18 protein-coding genes are annotated in these 17665 nt (G+C 44.9%); 1 reads left to right on the top strand and 17 read right to left on the bottom strand.

The genetic code is table 11. The annotated features are described in order from the left end of the window. Positions 1–4 precede the first annotated feature (4 nt). The 13 genes from ACFVU8_RS04475 to ACFVU8_RS04415 form a co-directional block, all read right to left on the bottom strand. Complete coding sequence (locus tag ACFVU8_RS04475) at positions 5–517, bottom strand: SRPBCC domain-containing protein (protein WP_175370587.1); 513 nt, start codon at positions 515–517, stop codon at positions 5–7. Positions 518–545: 28 nt separating this feature from the next. Continuing rightward, positions 546–890 (bottom strand): ArsR/SmtB family transcription factor, encoded by a 345-nt coding sequence (locus ACFVU8_RS04470; RefSeq protein WP_379463924.1) that lies wholly within the window; start codon positions 888–890, stop codon positions 546–548. Between the two features lie 330 nt (positions 891–1220). Beyond that, positions 1221–2573: an LLM class flavin-dependent oxidoreductase gene (locus ACFVU8_RS04465; protein WP_387425974.1), complete on the bottom strand. Its 1353-nt coding sequence runs from the start codon at positions 2571–2573 to the stop codon at positions 1221–1223. Positions 2574–2599: 26 nt separating this feature from the next. Then, entirely contained in the window at positions 2600–3928 is a 1329-nt protein-coding gene (locus ACFVU8_RS04460; RefSeq protein WP_387425973.1) for an LLM class flavin-dependent oxidoreductase, read from the bottom strand. A gap of 130 nt (positions 3929–4058) precedes the next feature. Then, complete coding sequence (locus ACFVU8_RS04455; RefSeq protein ID WP_387425972.1) at positions 4059–4994, bottom strand: glycine betaine ABC transporter substrate-binding protein; 936 nt, start codon at positions 4992–4994, stop codon at positions 4059–4061. Between the two features lie 24 nt (positions 4995–5018). After that, on the bottom strand, positions 5019–5669 hold the full coding sequence (locus tag ACFVU8_RS04450; RefSeq protein ID WP_387425971.1) for an ABC transporter permease: 651 nt from the start codon (positions 5667–5669) through the stop codon (positions 5019–5021). Positions 5670–5970: 301 nt separating this feature from the next. Then, positions 5971–6918: an SDR family NAD(P)-dependent oxidoreductase gene (locus ACFVU8_RS04445; RefSeq protein WP_387425970.1), complete on the bottom strand. Its 948-nt coding sequence runs from the start codon at positions 6916–6918 to the stop codon at positions 5971–5973. A 13-nt stretch (positions 6919–6931) separates the two neighbouring features. Beyond that, positions 6932–7390 carry a MerR family transcriptional regulator gene (locus ACFVU8_RS04440; RefSeq protein WP_379463935.1) on the bottom strand — a complete coding sequence of 153 codons (459 nt, stop codon included), beginning with the start codon at positions 7388–7390 and terminating at the stop codon, positions 6932–6934. Between the two features lie 314 nt (positions 7391–7704). Further along, on the bottom strand, positions 7705–8139 hold the full coding sequence (locus ACFVU8_RS04435; RefSeq protein WP_379463937.1) for a MarR family winged helix-turn-helix transcriptional regulator: 435 nt from the start codon (positions 8137–8139) through the stop codon (positions 7705–7707). 145 nt (positions 8140–8284) lie between these two features. After that, entirely contained in the window at positions 8285–9466 is a 1182-nt protein-coding gene (locus ACFVU8_RS04430) for an MFS transporter (RefSeq protein WP_387425969.1), read from the bottom strand. A gap of 21 nt (positions 9467–9487) precedes the next feature. Continuing rightward, a complete protein-coding gene (locus ACFVU8_RS04425) occupies positions 9488–10513 on the bottom strand; it encodes an NADH:flavin oxidoreductase/NADH oxidase (RefSeq protein WP_387425968.1) in 1026 nt (341 codons plus the stop codon). A gap of 251 nt (positions 10514–10764) precedes the next feature. Then, positions 10765–11097 carry an NIPSNAP family protein gene (locus tag ACFVU8_RS04420; RefSeq protein WP_387425967.1) on the bottom strand — a complete coding sequence of 111 codons (333 nt, stop codon included), beginning with the start codon at positions 11095–11097 and terminating at the stop codon, positions 10765–10767. A 65-nt stretch (positions 11098–11162) separates the two neighbouring features. Further along, a complete protein-coding gene (locus ACFVU8_RS04415) occupies positions 11163–11906 on the bottom strand; it encodes an SDR family NAD(P)-dependent oxidoreductase (RefSeq protein WP_387425966.1) in 744 nt (247 codons plus the stop codon). A gap of 150 nt (positions 11907–12056) precedes the next feature. Here ACFVU8_RS04415 and ACFVU8_RS04410 point away from each other — a divergent pair, with 150 nt between their 5' ends. After that, positions 12057–12926 carry a LysR family transcriptional regulator gene (locus tag ACFVU8_RS04410; protein ID WP_387425965.1) on the top strand — a complete coding sequence of 290 codons (870 nt, stop codon included), beginning with the start codon at positions 12057–12059 and terminating at the stop codon, positions 12924–12926. A 661-nt stretch (positions 12927–13587) separates the two neighbouring features. Here the strand turns inward: ACFVU8_RS04410 and ACFVU8_RS04405 are convergent. From ACFVU8_RS04405 to ACFVU8_RS04390, 4 genes are read right to left on the bottom strand one after another with little or no spacing between them, the layout of a single operon-like run. Continuing rightward, on the bottom strand, positions 13588–13740 hold the full coding sequence (locus ACFVU8_RS04405; RefSeq protein ID WP_387425964.1) for a hypothetical protein: 153 nt from the start codon (positions 13738–13740) through the stop codon (positions 13588–13590). A gap of 9 nt (positions 13741–13749) precedes the next feature. Continuing rightward, on the bottom strand, positions 13750–14853 hold the full coding sequence (locus tag ACFVU8_RS04400; RefSeq protein WP_387425963.1) for a GerAB/ArcD/ProY family transporter: 1104 nt from the start codon (positions 14851–14853) through the stop codon (positions 13750–13752). Positions 14854–14889: 36 nt separating this feature from the next. Further along, positions 14890–16101 (bottom strand): Ger(x)C family spore germination protein, encoded by a 1212-nt coding sequence (locus ACFVU8_RS04395; protein WP_387425962.1) that lies wholly within the window; start codon positions 16099–16101, stop codon positions 14890–14892. Positions 16102–16123: 22 nt separating this feature from the next. Further along, entirely contained in the window at positions 16124–17611 is a 1488-nt protein-coding gene (locus ACFVU8_RS04390) for a spore germination protein (RefSeq protein ID WP_387425961.1), read from the bottom strand. Positions 17612–17665: the final 54 nt, after the last annotated feature.

Here is a 17665-nt window from a genome sequence, read left to right as displayed (position 1 = left end):
CTCTCTACTTCAAGGACTCCAACCGCTCTTCCAGGCGATTCCAAGTTTCAGTGATCCCTTGCAGCATGCCCATATCCATGACGGTTTTAAGCGCCTCTGCCGATGTATATTCAGCACGATTTATTAGCTTAGTCTTGCCGCCCAGATCTATAAAATCCAACGTGATAAGGGTCGATGGCAGGGACTCATTTATATTACCCTCGGCATCACAGAAGTAATCGTTGTAGATGATCTTCTCCGGCTCAACGATTTCCTCATAAACAGCTTTGGCCCACGATTCCATTCCGTAAAATGTGCCTTGATTCGGATCAACGCATTTCATACAGTAATGCCATACACCGCCTGGATGGAAATCAATGGTGCATACCGGGATCTCCCACCCTCTCGGTCCCCACCAATGCTTGATATGCTCAGCTTCCTTAAACATCTGAAATACAAGCTCACGCGGGGCATCGAATACGCGTTCCAGTACCAGGAACCGATCGTTCTCTACTCTTGACACCATATTGTTTGACATTGTTACTATCCCTCCCAATCTAATATGATTACGGCTTATCCTTATTCTGCAGTTCACGCAAGTAATTATCCAAGTTATCGAACCGTTCTTCCATAAGATGACGGAAGGACTGTACCCAAGAATCCATCGCTTGGAAGGGCTCAGGCCGGAGTGTATATATCCGACGGTTCGCGTCTATTCTCACTTCCACAATCCCGCTATCGCTAAGCACTTTCAAATGTTTCGACGCTTGTGGTTGACGTAGTCCTAATTGGTCAGCGATTTCGCCGACAGCCAGAGGACCGCTGCGCAACAATTGAACAATATTCATGCGATTCGGTTCAGCTAAAGCACTCAACGTCGTTATGTCCATTCCCGGACTTGTGCCGGACATGTTGCTCACCTCTGTATTTAATGGTTGTTATCTAACCATCTCCTTGATTTAGAGTGACTTTCAACCTGCTGATCACAATATACCTTATAAAGAATATTCCCGTCAAGGAATATTGAAGATGAACGCCACAGGAATGTGATACCAGATATTTAGAAACTGGAGATCAAAGCATGGACTCATTCTCTACCCATTTCCAAATCTCATCAGTGACGAAAAAAACTCTCCTCCGCTCCGTCCGAAGACGCATGGGAAGAGAGCTCTATTAATTGTAGAACAACAAAATAAGCAACTCGACATAAGTGGGCGAAGGGCAACTAACCTAGGCCTCAGCTACACACGGGTCTTAGCATAACGATTAGTGGGACGCTTAAGCCCCAGATGCTCACGCAATGTGCGTCCGGTATACTCTGTGCGGAACACCCCTCTCCGCTGCAGTTCAGGGACAACCAGATTCACGAAGTCATCCAGGCCGCCCGGCAGATGGGAGAACGAGACGTTGAAGCCATCTGCTGCCCCTTTCTTGAACCACTCCTCCATGATGTCCGCGATCTGCTCCGGTGTTCCGGCAAGTGAGCGTTTGTTAGTCACCCGCTCATACAGCTGGCGAAGCGTCAGACCCTTATCGATCAGATCGAGGATGCCCTTAAGAACGGTTTTGCTCTGATTATACTGATCGATATCCGGACGGAACGGAAGCGGCTCATCAAGCGGGTAGGATGACACATCCTGACCAAGATGATGGGAAAGAATATCGAGACCTAGCTGCGGCGGTGTCAAGCTCTCCGTGAGCGCAAGTCGCTCCCTCGCCTCTTCCTCTGTCCGGCCGATAATCGGCATAATGCCAGGCAATATTTTCAGATCATCACGACTTCTGCCGAACTTAGCCATTCTACCCTTAAGATCCTCATAGAACTGCTGACTTGCCAGCAGTCCCTCGGCTGAATAAGAGCTGACAAGGGCGAAGACCACCTCCGCTCTAGCTGCAGCCATCTCCTTACCGGCCTCCGAGGCTCCGGCTTGAACCAACACGGGGTAGCCTTGTGGAGGTCTAGCCACATTAAGCGGACCATGTACCTGAAAGTGATTGCCCTTGTGCTGAATGTTGTGCAGCTTATCCTTATCTGCGAAGTACCCGCTCTCTTTATCAAGGAGCAGAGCGTCATCTTCCCAACTGTCCCACAAGCCTTGTGTCACATCCACGAACTCCTCGGCCCGTTCATATCGATTGGTGTGGTCCAGATGTTTATCACGGCCAAAATTACGCGCCTCCTCATCCGTTTGCGAGGTAACGACATTCCAGGCCGCCCGCCCATTGCTGAGGTAATCCAGTGTCGCCAGCTTCCGGGCGATATGGTATGGCTCATTATAGGTCGTGGATATTGTCGCTGCCAGCCCGATATGCTCTGTGGCTGCGGCCAGCGCTGAGAGTAAAGTAATGGGCTCAGGACGAATGCTGTTAGCATGGCTGATGCCCGATTCGAAGCGATCCCACACATACAGCTCATCTGCATAGAAGAACAGATCGAATTTCCCGCGTTCTGCAGTCTGAACGATATTCTTATAATAGTTGAAATCAAGCAGTCCTTGGGGATTCGCGTCAGGATGCCTCCAACTGGAAATTTGCCCTCCTGCCGGGAAAAACATCATCGCCCCAAGCGTCATTTGCCGCTCTGGTTTGCTCACTTTGTTAACCTCCCTGTCATGTATTCTTAACGAGAATAACGGTTGACTGGCCGTGTCAGGCCCAGCGTATCCCGCAGCGTACCGCCAGGATATTCCGTGCGGAATAGTCCCCTGCGCCGGAGTTCTGGCAACACTAGCTCTATAAAATCGTCGAGGCCTCCTGGGAGATGCGCAAATGGCATAATGAATCCATCGGCCGCCTCTTCTTTAAAATAAGTTTCCATCACATCCGCAACTTGCTCTGGTGTGCCTGCAAAGCTGTTATTGTAGATTTTTTTGAACAACTGACGCGGCGTTAGGCGCTCTTTTTCCAACAGTCGGATAACACGATCAATTCTGCTCTTGCTCTGATTGTTATTTTCCTGGCTAGGAATAAAAGGAAGCGGCTCGTCCAGCGACAAATGAGAGATGTCCTGCCCTAAATAATGCGACAGCAGATCCCGGCATAATGCATCAGGGATCAGGTCTCCGACAATTTCAAGCTGCTCCTTGGCCTCGGCTTCTGTCCTTCCGACAATGGGTATAAATGACGGCATAATTTTCACTTCATGCGGCTCTCGGCCATATTTGGACAAGCGTCCTTTTACATCCCGGTAGAACGCCTTTGCATCTTCCAATGGAACGAATGGAGAAAATATAACCTCGGCTGTTCTCGCTGCGAGTTCCTTTCCGGATTCAGAAGCACCTGCCTGAACCAGGACAGGATGGCCTTGCGGCGAACGTGATACATTAAGCGGCCCGCGAACCTTGAAAAACTCACCGGAATGATTCAGGTAGTGTACCTTCTCAGGATCAGCGAATTCTCCCGACTCCTTATTCATTACAACGCTGTCCTCTTCCCAACTGTCAAACAGGCCCAGCGTGACATCGACGAACTCGGCTGCCCGTCTATACCGCGTGCTATGCTCCAGATGCTTTTCCTTATTGAAATTTTGTGCCTCTTCATCAGCTGAAGAGGTGATTACGTTCCATGCGGTTCGGCCCTTGCTAAAATGGTCCAGCGTTGCCATCTTCCGAGCTATATGATAAGGCTCGTTGTACGACGTAGAAATCGTAGGCGCCAGTCCGATATGCTTCGTAACAGATGCCAAAGCAGCCATTAACGTAATCGGCTCCGGACGGATGCTGTTTGCCCCGCGGATGCTGGAATCATAGCGATCCCAGACGTACAGATTGTCCGCATAGAAGAACAAATCGAATTTGGCACGCTCCGCTGCCTGAACGATATTTTTATAGTAATCGAAATCCAGCATTTGCGAGGCGTCCACCTCCGGGTGCCGCCAGCTGGCAATATTCTCGCCGGAGGGATAAAACATCATCGCTCCAAGTGACATTTGACGGTTATTATTTCCCATATAAGAGCTCCTCCTAAAATACGATTTTTAATAAAGCGATTCAAACGGTCATCGAACAGATCTCTGTCATGTTACGATGACCGTTCGATTGCTACTTATCTCAACGGCAATGCTGCAAATTATCTAGCGATTATTTCAAAAATCCTTCCTGCTTCAACCATGCTTTAGCCACATCTTCCGGCTCTTTCTGCTCAGCGTCCACCTGTCTGTTCATCTCGCGAATGGCTTGAAGGGATACTTTGTTGCTCAGCTTATTAAGCACTTCTTTAAGTTCAGGATGTGCTTTCAGCGTCTCATTGCGTACGAGCGGTGCAGCATAGTAAGGAATAAAGATATGTTTATCGTCCGCCAGCGGAACGAGATTGTTCACTTCAAAAATACCTTTCGTAGCCAGGGTTATCATTACATCCGCTTCTTTACTTTTCAGAGCTTCCAGCTGTAGCGGTGGACTGGAGATGCCAAGAAGCTGCTTAAACTTAAAGCCGTACGCTTCCTTAACGAGTCTATATCCGTCTGGACGGTTGGATTTTTCAATCATCGGATCTGCTGCAAAGATTAATTCGTTTGAATGCTCCGCCAATTGCGTGAGATTAGTAATTCCGTATTTATCCGCAACTTCCTTCCGTATAGCAAACGCATACGTACTGTCAAACCCGAGCGGATCCAGCATTGTCAGATTTTCCTGCTCGTTCAGCATAGTCTTAACCTTGTTATAGACCTTCTCAGGATCACGCTCTGGCTCCTGCTTTAAAATGTTCATTAGTGCTGTACCCGTATACTCCACATAGGCATCGACATCGCCTTTCTTAATCGCTTCCCAAAGAATATTATTATCGAGCTTCACTGTTTCTACATCAATCGAGGTATTTTCCGTCACAATCAGTTTTAGCAACTGTTGCATAACATTTGACTCGGTATTCCCTTTAGTCGCGATAACGATTTTAGAGGGCTTAGCATTACTGCACCCCGCAATAACAAGTACAATGATAACTAACAATAGAATGCTTACCTGCTTAAACGTGCGCTTTTTCAATTTCTGAACGAATGATCTCTGAGATGTTTGCATGACTTTCTCTCCATTCTTAGATGTTTAGTTGGATTTATTCTTACGGAGCCCTTTGGGCGTTAAGAATCGATTGAGTTGCAGTAAGACGATATTGATCAGAATCACTAGCAAAGATACAGGGATGGCGCCTTCTAAAATTCGTGCAGTGTTCATATCATTAATCCCTGTCGTAATAATATCTCCAAGCCCTCCAGCAGCAATGAAGGTCCCGATAGTAGCCATACTAATCATCTGAATGGCCATTAATCTCACACCTGCCAAAATATAGCTGCGTGCAATCGGCACTTGAACCATCCATAGCAGCTGCCAGTTTGACATTCCCATCCCGCGACCTGCTTCAGTCAGTGCAGGACTAACAGAAGTGATACCCACATAAGTATTCTGGAGTACCGGCAAAATGCCATAGAAGGTAAGCACGATTAGGGCTGGTTTAAATCCAATGCCGAATACTGGGACCATAAAGCCGAAAAGTGCCAGGACGGGAATCGTCTGTACGGCTGAAACAACCGTAATAACAGAATTGGCTAATCTCTTATGGCGTGCAAGATAGATTCCAAACGGAATTGAAATCAGACAAGCCAGTGCCAGAGAAAGAAGAGACAACTCGATATGCTCCAACGTTTTTTCAGCAACTATTGGCCAATCCTCCTGTAGCGTGTTCCAAAAATGGTTCAAGTGGCATCCCCCCATTCTTGGGCAGATGCATAGCTTTTTCTCACTTGTGTTAACTCTAGATCCATAACTCTCCTCACCTTCGAATCCTTTCTCCAAAACAAAAAGGTCTCACCTTCCCGTCGCGTTAGCTTACAGGAAAATGAGACCTCCGAATGGTATGGTCGACCTCTAAAATTATTAAATTATGATAATCAATAATCACAATTTAATATTAAATTCATTCTATAAAATTGTCAACAATTATTCTTTATTTTCTTATCGGATTTATATGTTTTCCTATATATGTTTTCTGAATTTTTAATTATAGCTCTTTTTTCAGCCCAACCTTTTCACTGCTCCAGTCCCATAGCTCAACTGCACGACTGACATCGTAGGACTCTTCGGAGGAGGCAATGTCCTTCGTGCCATCCCAGTACGTTCCACTCTTCACCGATTCTTTTAATACTAACTGAGCAAGATCATTGCCGGACTGATTGGTTGAACGAATACCTGAGCTGACGAAGCGGAACAACGGCATGATATGATTCCAGGCAAATTGCATAGCGGGATTATAGTCCCTGGCTAGTGCCGAGCCTTTGCCGGGCATCATACCAGGATTAAAGGCGACAACGGATACGGATGGCTTGGACTCTTGAACCCGGCGTGAGAGCTCATACGTAAAATACAAGTTAGTAAGCTTGGAGGTCGCATAGCGGACCATCCCTTTAGAAAAATCGTTCAGATCATGCAAGTTCTGATCCGAAGCCACAGGATCGGCCATAGTTCCCGGACTAACGTAGCGAACGGATGTCGCAGAATTGCCCCTTGATTGGTGCGTATCACTGCTAACAACAACGATACTCCCCGGCTCCACCAGCTGATTATAAAGCAGCCGCACGAGCAAGAAATGTCCCATATGATTGACACCAAAGGTTGCTTCAAGGCCATCCGCAGTTACTTGAGTGCCCTGTACAAAAGCAGCACCGGCATTGCAGACGATAGCATGTAACGGAGGAAGATCACTCTTCGTGAATTGATCTGCGAATTGCTTAATCGACGAGAACGAGGATAAATCCAGTACCATTGCAGATATATGAGGATTACGAGTAGCCTGAATCAAGGTTTGGGCTGCTTCGTTTCCTTTTTGCTGACTGCGTGATGCGATAACGATATGCCACTCCGTTGTAGAGCTGGCAATGACTTTGGCCGTTTCAAACCCAAGCCCTGTATTGCCCCCTGTAATAATGACCGTTTTTGCAGCTGTCTGCATTTATCATTCACCTCTACTCTTCTTTTGAAGTTTTCGGGCAATTCGTACCGCTTGGATTTTCGAAAATCTCCCGAAAGTTCTGAATCTTAAATTCAATAATTTTTTGAATTTCAGACAATCTGGCAATTTCGCTTTGAATATTCCGGTTATGCTCCTCTAGCAGCGACAGTCTTCCGGGTATGGTCTCATCACCGGAACTCGTCATTTCCTGAAATTTCTTCATTTCTGCTATCGTCATTCCTGTCGCTTTCAATCGGGTTAGAAAGAGAATACTATGGATTTGTTCCCGGCTATACACCCGATGCCCATTTTTCTTCCGATCGGCATAGGGCAGCAATCCAATTTTCTCATAATAACGAATTGTATCTTCTGTCAGGCCTGTCAATTGTGCTGCTTCCTTGATGGAGGTGACAAGCTCCGGAATTTTCTGGATGAGATTAGCCCATTCAGTCTTACCAGGGAATTGGGACATTTTCGTTAATGAAGCCTCCTTATAGATCTATATCAGGGGACACTGTATCTAATTTTTTTAGAATGGCGTTGAAAAATAGTGACCTGTTAAATGTACAACTTGGAGTACACTCCAAGTCAAGCCATCCGTTCTAGCGACTGTACTTCAATGTTGTCCTAAAATGATCTCGTTTAGTATGTAATCCCGTGCATACAAACAGAAAAACACCTCCAAAGTCGTTCACCACATCCTCTGACATGGGAGCATACTCTGAAAGGTGTTTTGTTTTGTAAAGCTCGAGTGGGAGAGAATCCCTGCATTATGTGTTAAGCTGTTCACGGCTTTTTAGGAGACATCATTTGCTCTAGGAGTTGTCTAACTTCCTCAGTAGAAAAAGCCTCAGCCAATTCTTCATTAAAAGTGACCATAGCGCTATCTATTTTAGATTGTCCGAGATCTGTCAACGCTGTATAAATACTGCGGCGATCTTCATCACAAGAGATTCTTTCCAGAGCACCACAACTTCGAGCTTCGAAACGGCTCACAAGTCTGGATATCGCACTTTGGCTCAGCCCGATCATGGATTCCAGTTGTTGCAACCGAAGTTTTTTCTCAGGTGCTTGCGATAAAAACATCAACAAGTAAAAATCATTTAAAGAATAATTATGTTTTTCCATTAGCTTTGCCTCTAATTTATTCGCAACAGTACTTTGCATTTGTGTAAAGGCTAACCAGTTAGCGATAAGATTATTATTAGACGTAGTAGTCATCTTACACTTCCTTTCTAAAGGTAATGCTGTACACCATCTATCCTATAATATCATAAGAGATCATATAAGAGTTAATGATGTACTACGCAGGTTACCTTGTCCAATACACAACAGCACTTATGGAATAAAAAAGCGTAATAAATGATTAGGGATACAATTCCAGATTCTTAGCTGTGGGCTTCCCGTATACTTTTATCCTAATGATAATCAATAAGAAGGCCAGTATAGAAAATCCTATTCCGCACCATACAAGTTGATGTACTCCCCATTGCACAAGAAACCAGCCGCCAACCGCTGTTCCGATTGTTATTCCTAAATTCGTGAAGGTTACAAACAAGCTGTTTCCAAATTCAGGCGCTGATTGAGATTCGATGATCAGCCAGCTTTGACCAATGATAAGTCCACCAGCGTGTACAATACCCCATAAGAAAATCAGTGCAAACATAGGAATAAAATGATTTCCTAAAAAATATAGCATCACATAAATGATTAGGAAAATTAGAGGAAACAACGTTGTTGTGAGCGTAATATTCTTCTGCACGAACCCGCCAAATATGAAGTTCCCCAAAATCATGACCACTCCGAAAATGAATAACATGATGCTGACCCAGGAGCCATTCATTTGTGTTACTTGTCCGAGATATTCGGCAAAATAACTATATACAGAGAACATAGCCGCAAATAAAGAGGCAACGGATGCGATGTTTAACCACAAAGCAGGTTTACGTAAAACGCGGAGTTGTTCTCCATAAGTCATCTTTTCTTGAACAGGCATCGAAGGAAGCCAGATCAATATGCCGATAAAGGCTATGATACTAATTATGGCACCAAACATGAAGGCAACTTCAACGGAAATCCGCTCTGCAAGATAAGAGGTCAAAGGTACACCAAAGGCAAAGCCTGCTGTTATCCCTGTAAATACTTTGGTTACCGCTTGGCTACTTTTCTCTGGAGAAACCAGTGAAGCTGCCACCACAAGAGCTACAGAAAAGAAAGCAGGATGCGCTAAAGCCGGTATAATCCGAAATGCCAGCATCACATTGAAGCTTGTAGCGAAAATATAGACAACGTTAGAGATCGCAAACAGCAACACAGCGATTAACAATATGAATTTACGATTGATCCCTGAAGAGAACAGAGTTATAAAAGGTCCAGACAAGGCAACGACCAGGGCGAATATACTAACAAGCCAACCGGCCTCTGAGGTAGAAATATTGAATTTCTGCGCTACTTGCGGTAGCACGCCGATAATCCCCATCTCCGTTGTGATGATTCCGAATACTCCTAAAGCCAATACTACAATTAGCAACGGGTTAGTTTTTGTCATTCAATCCTCCCCAAATCTGGATTAACGAAATCCCATCGCGTACTGTTTAGGGATGCTATTCTCCTGTTTGAGTGAATCTGCAGCAGTTAATGCCCAATATGGATTTCTCAACATTCCTCGACCTATGGCAACAAGGTCAGTATCTTCATTAGCAATAACTGCGTTCGCAACTGCCGGCTCATCCAACTTCCCTACGGCAATAACCGGAACTTGCAATTTTTGTTTGATCTCTCTAGCTAACGAAATCTGATAAGCCGCCTGTGTTCCCGGGGCATTAGCAGGTGATACAGGACCCTCACCACCGGAGCTGACATGGAACATATCTACTCCTGCTTCCTTGTACGCTTTACTGAATTCCACTGCCTGAGGCAAATCATATCCTCCATCTGTGTATTCCTTGGCAGAGATCCGCATAATTAACGGCATTCCTTCAGGCATCTCCCCTTTGGCGGCAGCAATCACTTCTTTACCAAACAGGGTTAGATCCTGACCGTATTCATCTGTTCTGCGATTCGTTAACGGTGAATGGAATTGGTGGATGAGGTAGCCATGTGCGCCATGCAGCTCGATAACGTCCACTCCGGCTTGCACCGCACGTTTAACGCCGAGACGGAACTTCTCCACCATACCCTTCACTTCTTCAGTAGTAAGCTCCCGCGGAGTTTTGGATTTTGAGCTAAAAGGAATAGCTGAAGGCGCAACCGGAACGGCAGCATCCTCTGCCTTACGTCCAGCATGGGCAATCTGAATTCCAGCCTTTGCGCCATGAGCATGAACGGCATCTACAATTCTAGCTAGAGCAGGGATTTGCTCATCGTTCCAGATTCCAAGATCGTAATCAGAGATGCGACCATCCGGGTCTACATCTGTCATTTCTATAATAATCAATCCAGCTCCACCAACCGCCCGGCTAACATAGTGATTGTAGTGCCAGTCATTAGCAATACCATCTTTGTTGACTACTGAATATTGACACATCGGAGGCATAACGACACGGTTCTTCAATTGCAAGGAACTGAGTTCAAACGGACTGAATAAGTAATTCATGATTTCTCTCCTCTGTATATGCAATTTGATCTGTAATCAACTTGCAAGTTGTAATAATCAGCATGCGATATTTAGATGCATGCGTATGCATATAATATATTAAAATAAAAATCCATTGTCAACTGTAGTTCTACGAAAAGAAAAACACCGCCCCGAAGGGCGATGTAAACTAACTTATTTTTTCAATTGTCCGATAACATGTCAGAACATCTATTTATGGAGATAGCCGATTTTTTAGTAACAATAATCCCTTAGTTTCTTACTCCATCTGGAAAAAAATCTGCTTTTTTCAGATACACAACGTCGATCTTCTCATGTAAAGGTCCATTTTGTTCCGTTCTCTCCTTAAGCTCGAGCCATTCCGGATCTTCTTGAAAAGCCTTAAAGTTCTGTTCCCGAGCAGCCAGGTCACGATGCTCAAGTACATAATACAACCGATTCGTGGATTCATCCGCTTCCACCCAAAACTCAGTGACCTTCATATGATGCTTGGCAAAAATTGTTATCGTACCATCCCGGAATCGATCCAGTATGGATTGCATGCGACCAGGAATGACATGGTAGATCCGCAGTTCATATAGCATAAACATCATCCTCCGTTCATTTTATGAATGCAAGTATTATTCCCGTTTGCAAGATGTTCTATAGCTTACCACCGGCCAGCACTTTGACCCCCATCGACATGAAGGATTTCACCGGTTACGAACCGTGCCGATTCCAGATACAGAATAGCATTCACAATATCTTGAGCCTCGCCCATTACACCAATAGGATGCAACTTAGCCAAGAAATCATGTGTCTCTACAGGGTGCATCGGTGTTTTGATAATTCCTGGTGCTACTGCATTTACGCGAATGCCTTTATCGGCATACTCAATGGCAAGCGATTTTGTTGCCGCCGCTAAACCGCCTTTAGTCAGGGCAGCAAGAACGGATGGCACACCTTTGATAGGCTGATCAACAGCACCACTCGCCGTGATGTTAACGATGTGACCAGAACCCGTCTTCAGCATCTCAGTCACCGCATGCTGGGTCACATGGAAGAATCCTTTGAGATTGACGGCCAGTTTGGATTCAAGGTCCTCTTTAGTGTAATCTGTGAATGATTTCGATATAAAAATGCCGGCATTGTTCACCAAGGTATCGATACGTCCAAAACGCGATAATCCTTCAGCAATCAAACGTTCTGCAATTTGTGGATCTGAAATGTCGCCGATGACATAAGCAATCTGCTTACCTGTTGGATCGATTTCCTTAGCAGCTTCCACCAAGAGTTGCTCACGGCGCCCGTTGATCACTACATTTGCACCTTGTTTTACCAATTCAATCGCTACTGCCTTTCCGATACCGCTGCTTCCGCCTGTAACTACTGCCACTTTATTTTGAAAACTCATGTTGTTATCTCCTTTGTCTACCTTTTAATAGGTAATTGTATTTATCTGCCCACTCATCATACAATGATATCTGCTATCATGTATAATACAGAATCATGATGCCAAATATCTATAATCAAGATACCTAAATCAACTCTACAGGAGGTCAACATGGATATTCAGTTGCTCAAAGTGTTTTTCACCACAGCCCAGGAAGGAAGTATATCCAAAGCAGCTCATAAATTAAACTTTGCCCAATCCAATGTGACGCATAAGATTCAACAGTTGGAAGCTGATTTGCAGACACAGTTATTTTACCGTCACAATCGGGGCATTACACTTACCCCTTCCGGCCAAACCCTGATTACCTATGCGGAGAAAATATTACATGTTATTCAAGAAGCCAGGTTGGCCGTTGGAGACACCGCTGTGCCTGCAGGACAGCTTCACATCGGATCCCTGGAGGTCACTGCTGCCGTTCGGCTGCCTGCCCTGCTTACTAAATATCACGCCGAATATCCGGCGGTCGACTTTTCTTTAATCACAGGTCCAACCGAGCAGCATCTTCACGGGGTTCTACACTATGAGCTGAACGGAGCATTCGTATCGGGCCCCGTGGAGCATCCGGAATTGATTCAAGAAAATGTCATTGAGGAAGAAATGGTGCTTGTCACCCCCCTCTCCCATCCGCCCGTCCAGGCAATCCATGACATACAGCTTCGCACAGTTCTTGTCTTTCCAAGCGGCTGCACCTATCGGTCCAAATTAAGTCAGATGCTTCAGGAAGAAGGGATCTCACCTGAGAAGATGATGGAATTCGCATCGCTCGAAACGATCATCGGTTGTGTCAGCGCTGGCTTGGGGATTTCGCTTATGCCGCGTTCCATGGTAGCCGTGTCGGAGCAGCAAGGCCGTGTCCGCTGTCATACCATCTCTGACAAACATGCCTTGGCGCAAACCGTGTTCATTATGCGAAAAGACACTTTAATGACGCCTGCCTTATCAACCTTCTTGTCGGAAATGCGGTCCCACTTTAGCTGAAGCATTGAAGTTAACGCTATATAAAATGTATCGTAGTGTAATTAGCGGCATTTTCGTACCTTAAATCCTCTCCCGCTAGCGGTTAGTGGAGATTAAGTGCAATATTGTACCTTAAATTTTCCAGAATCCCCGTACAACGTGCTTTTTCGAAAAATAAGATACAGAAATGCCCTTATTCCCCTCTTTTGCCTATATAGAAGGAAAATAAGATACAAAAATGCCGTTAATTGGGTAAGTGTCCCCTCTTTTTCACTGTTAAGACAACTGGTGCAGGGGAATTGCCGCTTCTAGTTGTTCGGCTTACATAGCACAATTAAAATGCGATTTTCAGAAATATAGAACATATGTTCTACACACGTAAAAACAGCATTTTTATCGACACACGACTAATATCGTTTATTAATATCGCAAATAAGTCATAATTCCTATAATGTACCTATTTGAGCATTCAAATCGAGTATCTTCTCAAGCGAAAAAATGCGATAATTACCAATCTCGAACATATGTTCTCTTCTCGGAATAGATCATTCACCGTTAACTGGAGTCTATTGTTAGTTGGAGGTAACATAGAATCAACTCGGGGGGAACTACGTAGAAAATTCATACGAACAAAAAATATGGAACTTGCACCTGAACTTGAACAAATAGTTTTGCACAGACGTTAATCTTTTGGTTTCTTGCGCCGCTCTTGGCGGGGCTTTCTAAACCAAGTAAAGAACGACAATCCGAATGCGATAATCACAAAGTACACAGGCTGAACCCAAGGATGTTCCAACATCACATTAGATTTCCAGAAGGCTATCCAGGTTGTCATTTAATCGCCTCACTCGCTGGTCAGATTTTGTTTTTTTCGCCGAATCCATGAAACAATCATTAATATCATTGGGATCACGAACATTAACGATATATAAACCGGACTGAACGGAACGACCTTTTCCACTACAGCAATATGCTCAATGACATTGGGAGCCATCGTCATCCCTAACACGAAAGCAATGATGACCACAGGCAGAATAAAAATGCGGCTGCTTTGTGTGTAAGTCAGCTTTTGAACGCTCCGGATCGTGGCAAACAAATAAATAAAGGTCTTCAGGAATGCCATAAAGCAAAAATAAAGAACGCCTGTAGCATCAAGTTGGGTAATAAAGTCTGCCACAGAGATCACTTGGATCAGCGCATACATCGGGTAGGTTGCCCGCTGGAAAATCGCTTCCCCGAATACGGAAATGGCCAAGGCATCGGTGAAAGCGATAAAACTGCCGGCCAGCAATGTTGAAACAACCATGGTCCTTCCTACTTTCCCTTTGGGCTTGACAGAAGTCCAGATTAGTGCCAAGGCCAGAGATTCCCCATAGGATTGGATAACTCCTAACGGCCATACAACTTTCCATATCCTGCCCCATCCTTGGTCCAGTAGTGGAAAAAGATTTCTTGTATCTACAACTCCAGAACTAAATATTAAGATCACTTCTACTGCATAAATGAGGGCCAGGATCGGCAGTATCAGCTCGGCGAGCCGCCCCATTACTCGTATTCCCAAAAAAAGAGCATAGGCGAGGGCAATCATAAACAAAATCAAAATGGCCCAGGGAGGCGTGCGGGGCAAAATGGTTGAGGGTACTAAATTATTGATGTCCGCCACGATTCTCCCGGCGATATACAAAAATAAAAGTGGATGGAGCCAGGCAAGAGGCGTACCCAGCCAACGGCCAAATTGCTTCGGAAAACATTCAACATAGGTAAGCCCCGGATTTAATTTAGTGACACTGACATAAATCAAGACAACACCTGTACCCAAAATAGTGGATATCAAAACAGCCAACCAGGAATCTCTCCCTGCGCCAGCCGCGAAACCAAATATGATGGTCGTTCCAATTTGATAAATAATCGAAATAGTCAGCAATTGGTGCCGTGAGATGGTTTCCATACGGTTGTCCCTATTCCTTAGTTAAATTTAATACAGCTATTTGTCTAATTTCTTTTCATCCCAGAACATGGAGTCGTTCACACGCCCTGTTCCGACGATTTTAAAATGAGCCTTCGTCTGGATCTCAACCTTTGGAAATTCCTCTTGCCATTGCTTGGAATACTTCTCATTCCATACTTTCTTATTGGCTCTATGCAAGAGAATCCCCAGTCCAATAACATCAGATTTATACTGCTTCTTTAACTTTTCTACAGTGCTCGTGACTCTTTTTTCAATCTCTTGCTCCAGCGCATGTTGCACTTTATTTAAACTTTGAACCTCTGTGAAGTTAAGTTTGGTGGAATTCTCAAATATTTCGCCTGTGATATGAACATTAATCTCAAAGCTAATGTTATCCCCTTGGATTTTGGGTTTAATGTTGGTTTTGGCTTTATAGAGCTGAGCACTTATTTTTCCGGATATCCTTTCATTGGGTGCCTTTTCATCGGGCATAGTGACGGTAATCGCAGTGTTTTTCACTTTACCCTTTATCCATAATAAAGTCTCAGCATCTCGCCGCTTCATCCATCCGATCAATTTATCATTATTGAAAATGCCTACACCCACCATACCGAATCCTGAGGGGTCGTTCTGGGATTGGGAGCTATCAAGGCCGTTTAGGGGCACAACTTGTACTTGTGTGCTCAACGGCTCGATCCCTTGTTCAAGCAGTCGAAAGATAAAATCCCGAACAGTGGCACTCTCCATCAGCAAAGCCTTCTCCTCTTCCCTGATCTCCTCGGCCGTAAAGATTTCAAAATTGGGAGGTGTCATTAATAAATCCTTCGCCTTCCCTTGAGTTGTAAGTAAAAAGTTACTTCCCCGGGCTTCCCTGTGTCTGCTGAAAAATTCCAGCGCAGGTGTAATCCCCGAGCGTGCGAATTTATCGCCCACAATGACCACACGATTATGAGAGAAAATCACAACGCGAGAAAGCTTTTTCTGAAGAAGATGATAGGCATCTAAGATCGTCTCCCCCGTCTCGGAGACGACGAGCGTCGCGCTATCACTTGCACCTCCTTTTTCACTGATTCCTTTGGTCATTTTCACCTTTAAAATTTGCAAGCTTAGTTGCAGCTTGTCGTCCTCGGCAAGGTCTATCGCAGTCCCGGTGACAATAGCCACGTCGTTCAACTCCACTCTGCTCCAGCAGCCCGATAGCGATATAGAGATTAGCAATGTGAGTATCAGAATCAGCGTTTTTCTCATTAGGACCTCTTGTGCGAGTTTATTATTCGCTTGTACGAGACGAATTTTTAAATCTTCGGAGCCGGTTGGCACGAACAATGACATCTTTAATGCCGCGGAAGCGCAGAGGTGCCAGAGGAGCCATGTAAGGATGACCGAAAGACTGGAGATTCAACATATGAAGCAGGAGCATCAAAAGCAGCATCAAAATTCCATAGAGCCCCAGTGTTGCTGCCGCAATCATCATAGGGAAACGAAGCAGGCGGAAGGAGAGCCCTAATTGAAAGCTTGGAAAAATAAAAGAAGCAATACCGGTCATGGACACAATAATAACCAGTGGTGAAGATACAATACCGGCCGCTACAGCAGCCTGTCCAATGACCAAAGCTCCAACGATACTTACGGCTTGTCCGACTGGCCTCGGAAGACGCACCCCCGCCTCCCGCAAGCCCTCGAATGAAACTTCCATCAGCAAAGCTTCCACAAATGCGGGGAAGGGCACGGTTTCCCGGGAAGAAGCTATACTGACCAATAGCATAGTCGGTATCATTTCGTGATGATAGGTCGTCAAGGCAATATAAAGCGAGGGCAAAAGTAGTGAGGAAGCAACGGCCAGCAGACGCAAAAAACGAATAAACGTAGAAACGAGATACCTCTGATAATAATCCTCGGGCGATTGCAGCAATTGAAAAAATGTTCCGGGTACAATGATTGCAAACGGCGTATTGTCAATCAGTATCCCTACCTTCCCTTCGAGCAGGTTGCCGACTACCCGATCCGGTCGTTCGGTAATCACCACTTGGGGAAAGGGCGATAACGAATTATCCTCAATCAGCTCTTCAATATACCCGCTTTCCAGAATTGCATTGATGCGAATACTGCCCACCCTTTTTTTCACTTCAGCAATTAAGTCATCCTTCGCCACGCCTTCCAGATAAGTAATGGCTATATTCGTATTGGACAACTGACCGAGCACAACCATCTCCATTTTAAGCTGTACGGTCTTTAGTCTTCTGCGAATGAGGCTGATATTTGTACTCAGATCTTCTTGAAAACCTTCCCTGGGACCCCGAATCACCGCTTCGGTAGCGGGTTCTTCGATCGCTCTTTTCTCCCAGCCTTTTGCATTCATAATTAGAACCTGATTCCACCCGTCCATCAGTAACGCCAAATCGCCAGATAAAATATATCCAACCGCTTCTTGAAAATCATTCGCCCAGCTTACTTGAGAAATGAAGCTCAGCTTAGACTGAATCGTATGCTTGATATCATCCGTTAGCTTGACGACATCCCCTGTAATACTGGACTCCATGAACTGTCTCATGATGTCCAAATCAATGGATTTGGTGTCGACCATTCCGCTCAAGTAAATAAGTGACCCTTTTTGCCCAACATTAATCTCAAATGGACGATATTGAATATCCGCACACTTATCAAAAATAGCCAGAAATTGCTGGAGATTCTCATTCAAATCTCTGCTAAAGGTGTAATTGTGGGTATTAACGTCTGCTGGTGGTAAGTTGGAGGCCATTTCAGACTCATTCCTTTTTTTGGACAACTAATTTTTGTTAATATAACCAACCCG

It is taken from the genome of Paenibacillus sp. NPDC058177 (assembly GCF_042883835.1).
GTDB lineage: Bacteria > Bacillota > Bacilli > Paenibacillales > Paenibacillaceae > Paenibacillus_AQ > Paenibacillus_AQ agri.
This window is presented reverse-complemented; position numbering and strand designations above follow the sequence as displayed.

Excerpts from the sequence above, each read along its gene's own strand:
- ACFVU8_RS04475 (WP_175370587.1), bottom strand. The coding sequence starts at position 517 with ATGTCAAACAATATGGTGTCAAGAGTAGAGAACGATCGGTTCCTGGTA.
- ACFVU8_RS04470 (WP_379463924.1), bottom strand. The coding sequence starts at position 890 with ATGTCCGGCACAAGTCCGGGAATGGACATAACGACGTTGAGTGCTTTA.
- ACFVU8_RS04460 (WP_387425973.1), bottom strand. The coding sequence starts at position 3,928 with ATGGGAAATAATAACCGTCAAATGTCACTTGGAGCGATGATGTTTTAT.
- ACFVU8_RS04455 (WP_387425972.1), bottom strand. The coding sequence starts at position 4,994 with ATGCAAACATCTCAGAGATCATTCGTTCAGAAATTGAAAAAGCGCACG.
- ACFVU8_RS04445 (WP_387425970.1), bottom strand. The coding sequence starts at position 6,918 with ATGCAGACAGCTGCAAAAACGGTCATTATTACAGGGGGCAATACAGGG.
- ACFVU8_RS04440 (WP_379463935.1), bottom strand. The coding sequence starts at position 7,390 with ATGTCCCAATTCCCTGGTAAGACTGAATGGGCTAATCTCATCCAGAAA.
- ACFVU8_RS04435 (WP_379463937.1), bottom strand. The coding sequence starts at position 8,139 with ATGACTACTACGTCTAATAATAATCTTATCGCTAACTGGTTAGCCTTT.
- ACFVU8_RS04430 (WP_387425969.1), bottom strand. The coding sequence starts at position 9,466 with ATGACAAAAACTAACCCGTTGCTAATTGTAGTATTGGCTTTAGGAGTA.
- ACFVU8_RS04425 (WP_387425968.1), bottom strand. The coding sequence starts at position 10,513 with ATGAATTACTTATTCAGTCCGTTTGAACTCAGTTCCTTGCAATTGAAG.
- ACFVU8_RS04420 (WP_387425967.1), bottom strand. The coding sequence starts at position 11,097 with ATGCTATATGAACTGCGGATCTACCATGTCATTCCTGGTCGCATGCAA.
- ACFVU8_RS04415 (WP_387425966.1), bottom strand. The coding sequence starts at position 11,906 with ATGAGTTTTCAAAATAAAGTGGCAGTAGTTACAGGCGGAAGCAGCGGT.
- ACFVU8_RS04410 (WP_387425965.1), top strand. The coding sequence starts at position 12,057 with ATGGATATTCAGTTGCTCAAAGTGTTTTTCACCACAGCCCAGGAAGGA.
- ACFVU8_RS04405 (WP_387425964.1), bottom strand. The coding sequence starts at position 13,740 with ATGACAACCTGGATAGCCTTCTGGAAATCTAATGTGATGTTGGAACAT.
- ACFVU8_RS04400 (WP_387425963.1), bottom strand. The coding sequence starts at position 14,853 with ATGGAAACCATCTCACGGCACCAATTGCTGACTATTTCGATTATTTAT.
- ACFVU8_RS04395 (WP_387425962.1), bottom strand. The coding sequence starts at position 16,101 with ATGAGAAAAACGCTGATTCTGATACTCACATTGCTAATCTCTATATCG.
- ACFVU8_RS04390 (WP_387425961.1), bottom strand. The coding sequence starts at position 17,611 with ATGGCCTCCAACTTACCACCAGCAGACGTTAATACCCACAATTACACC.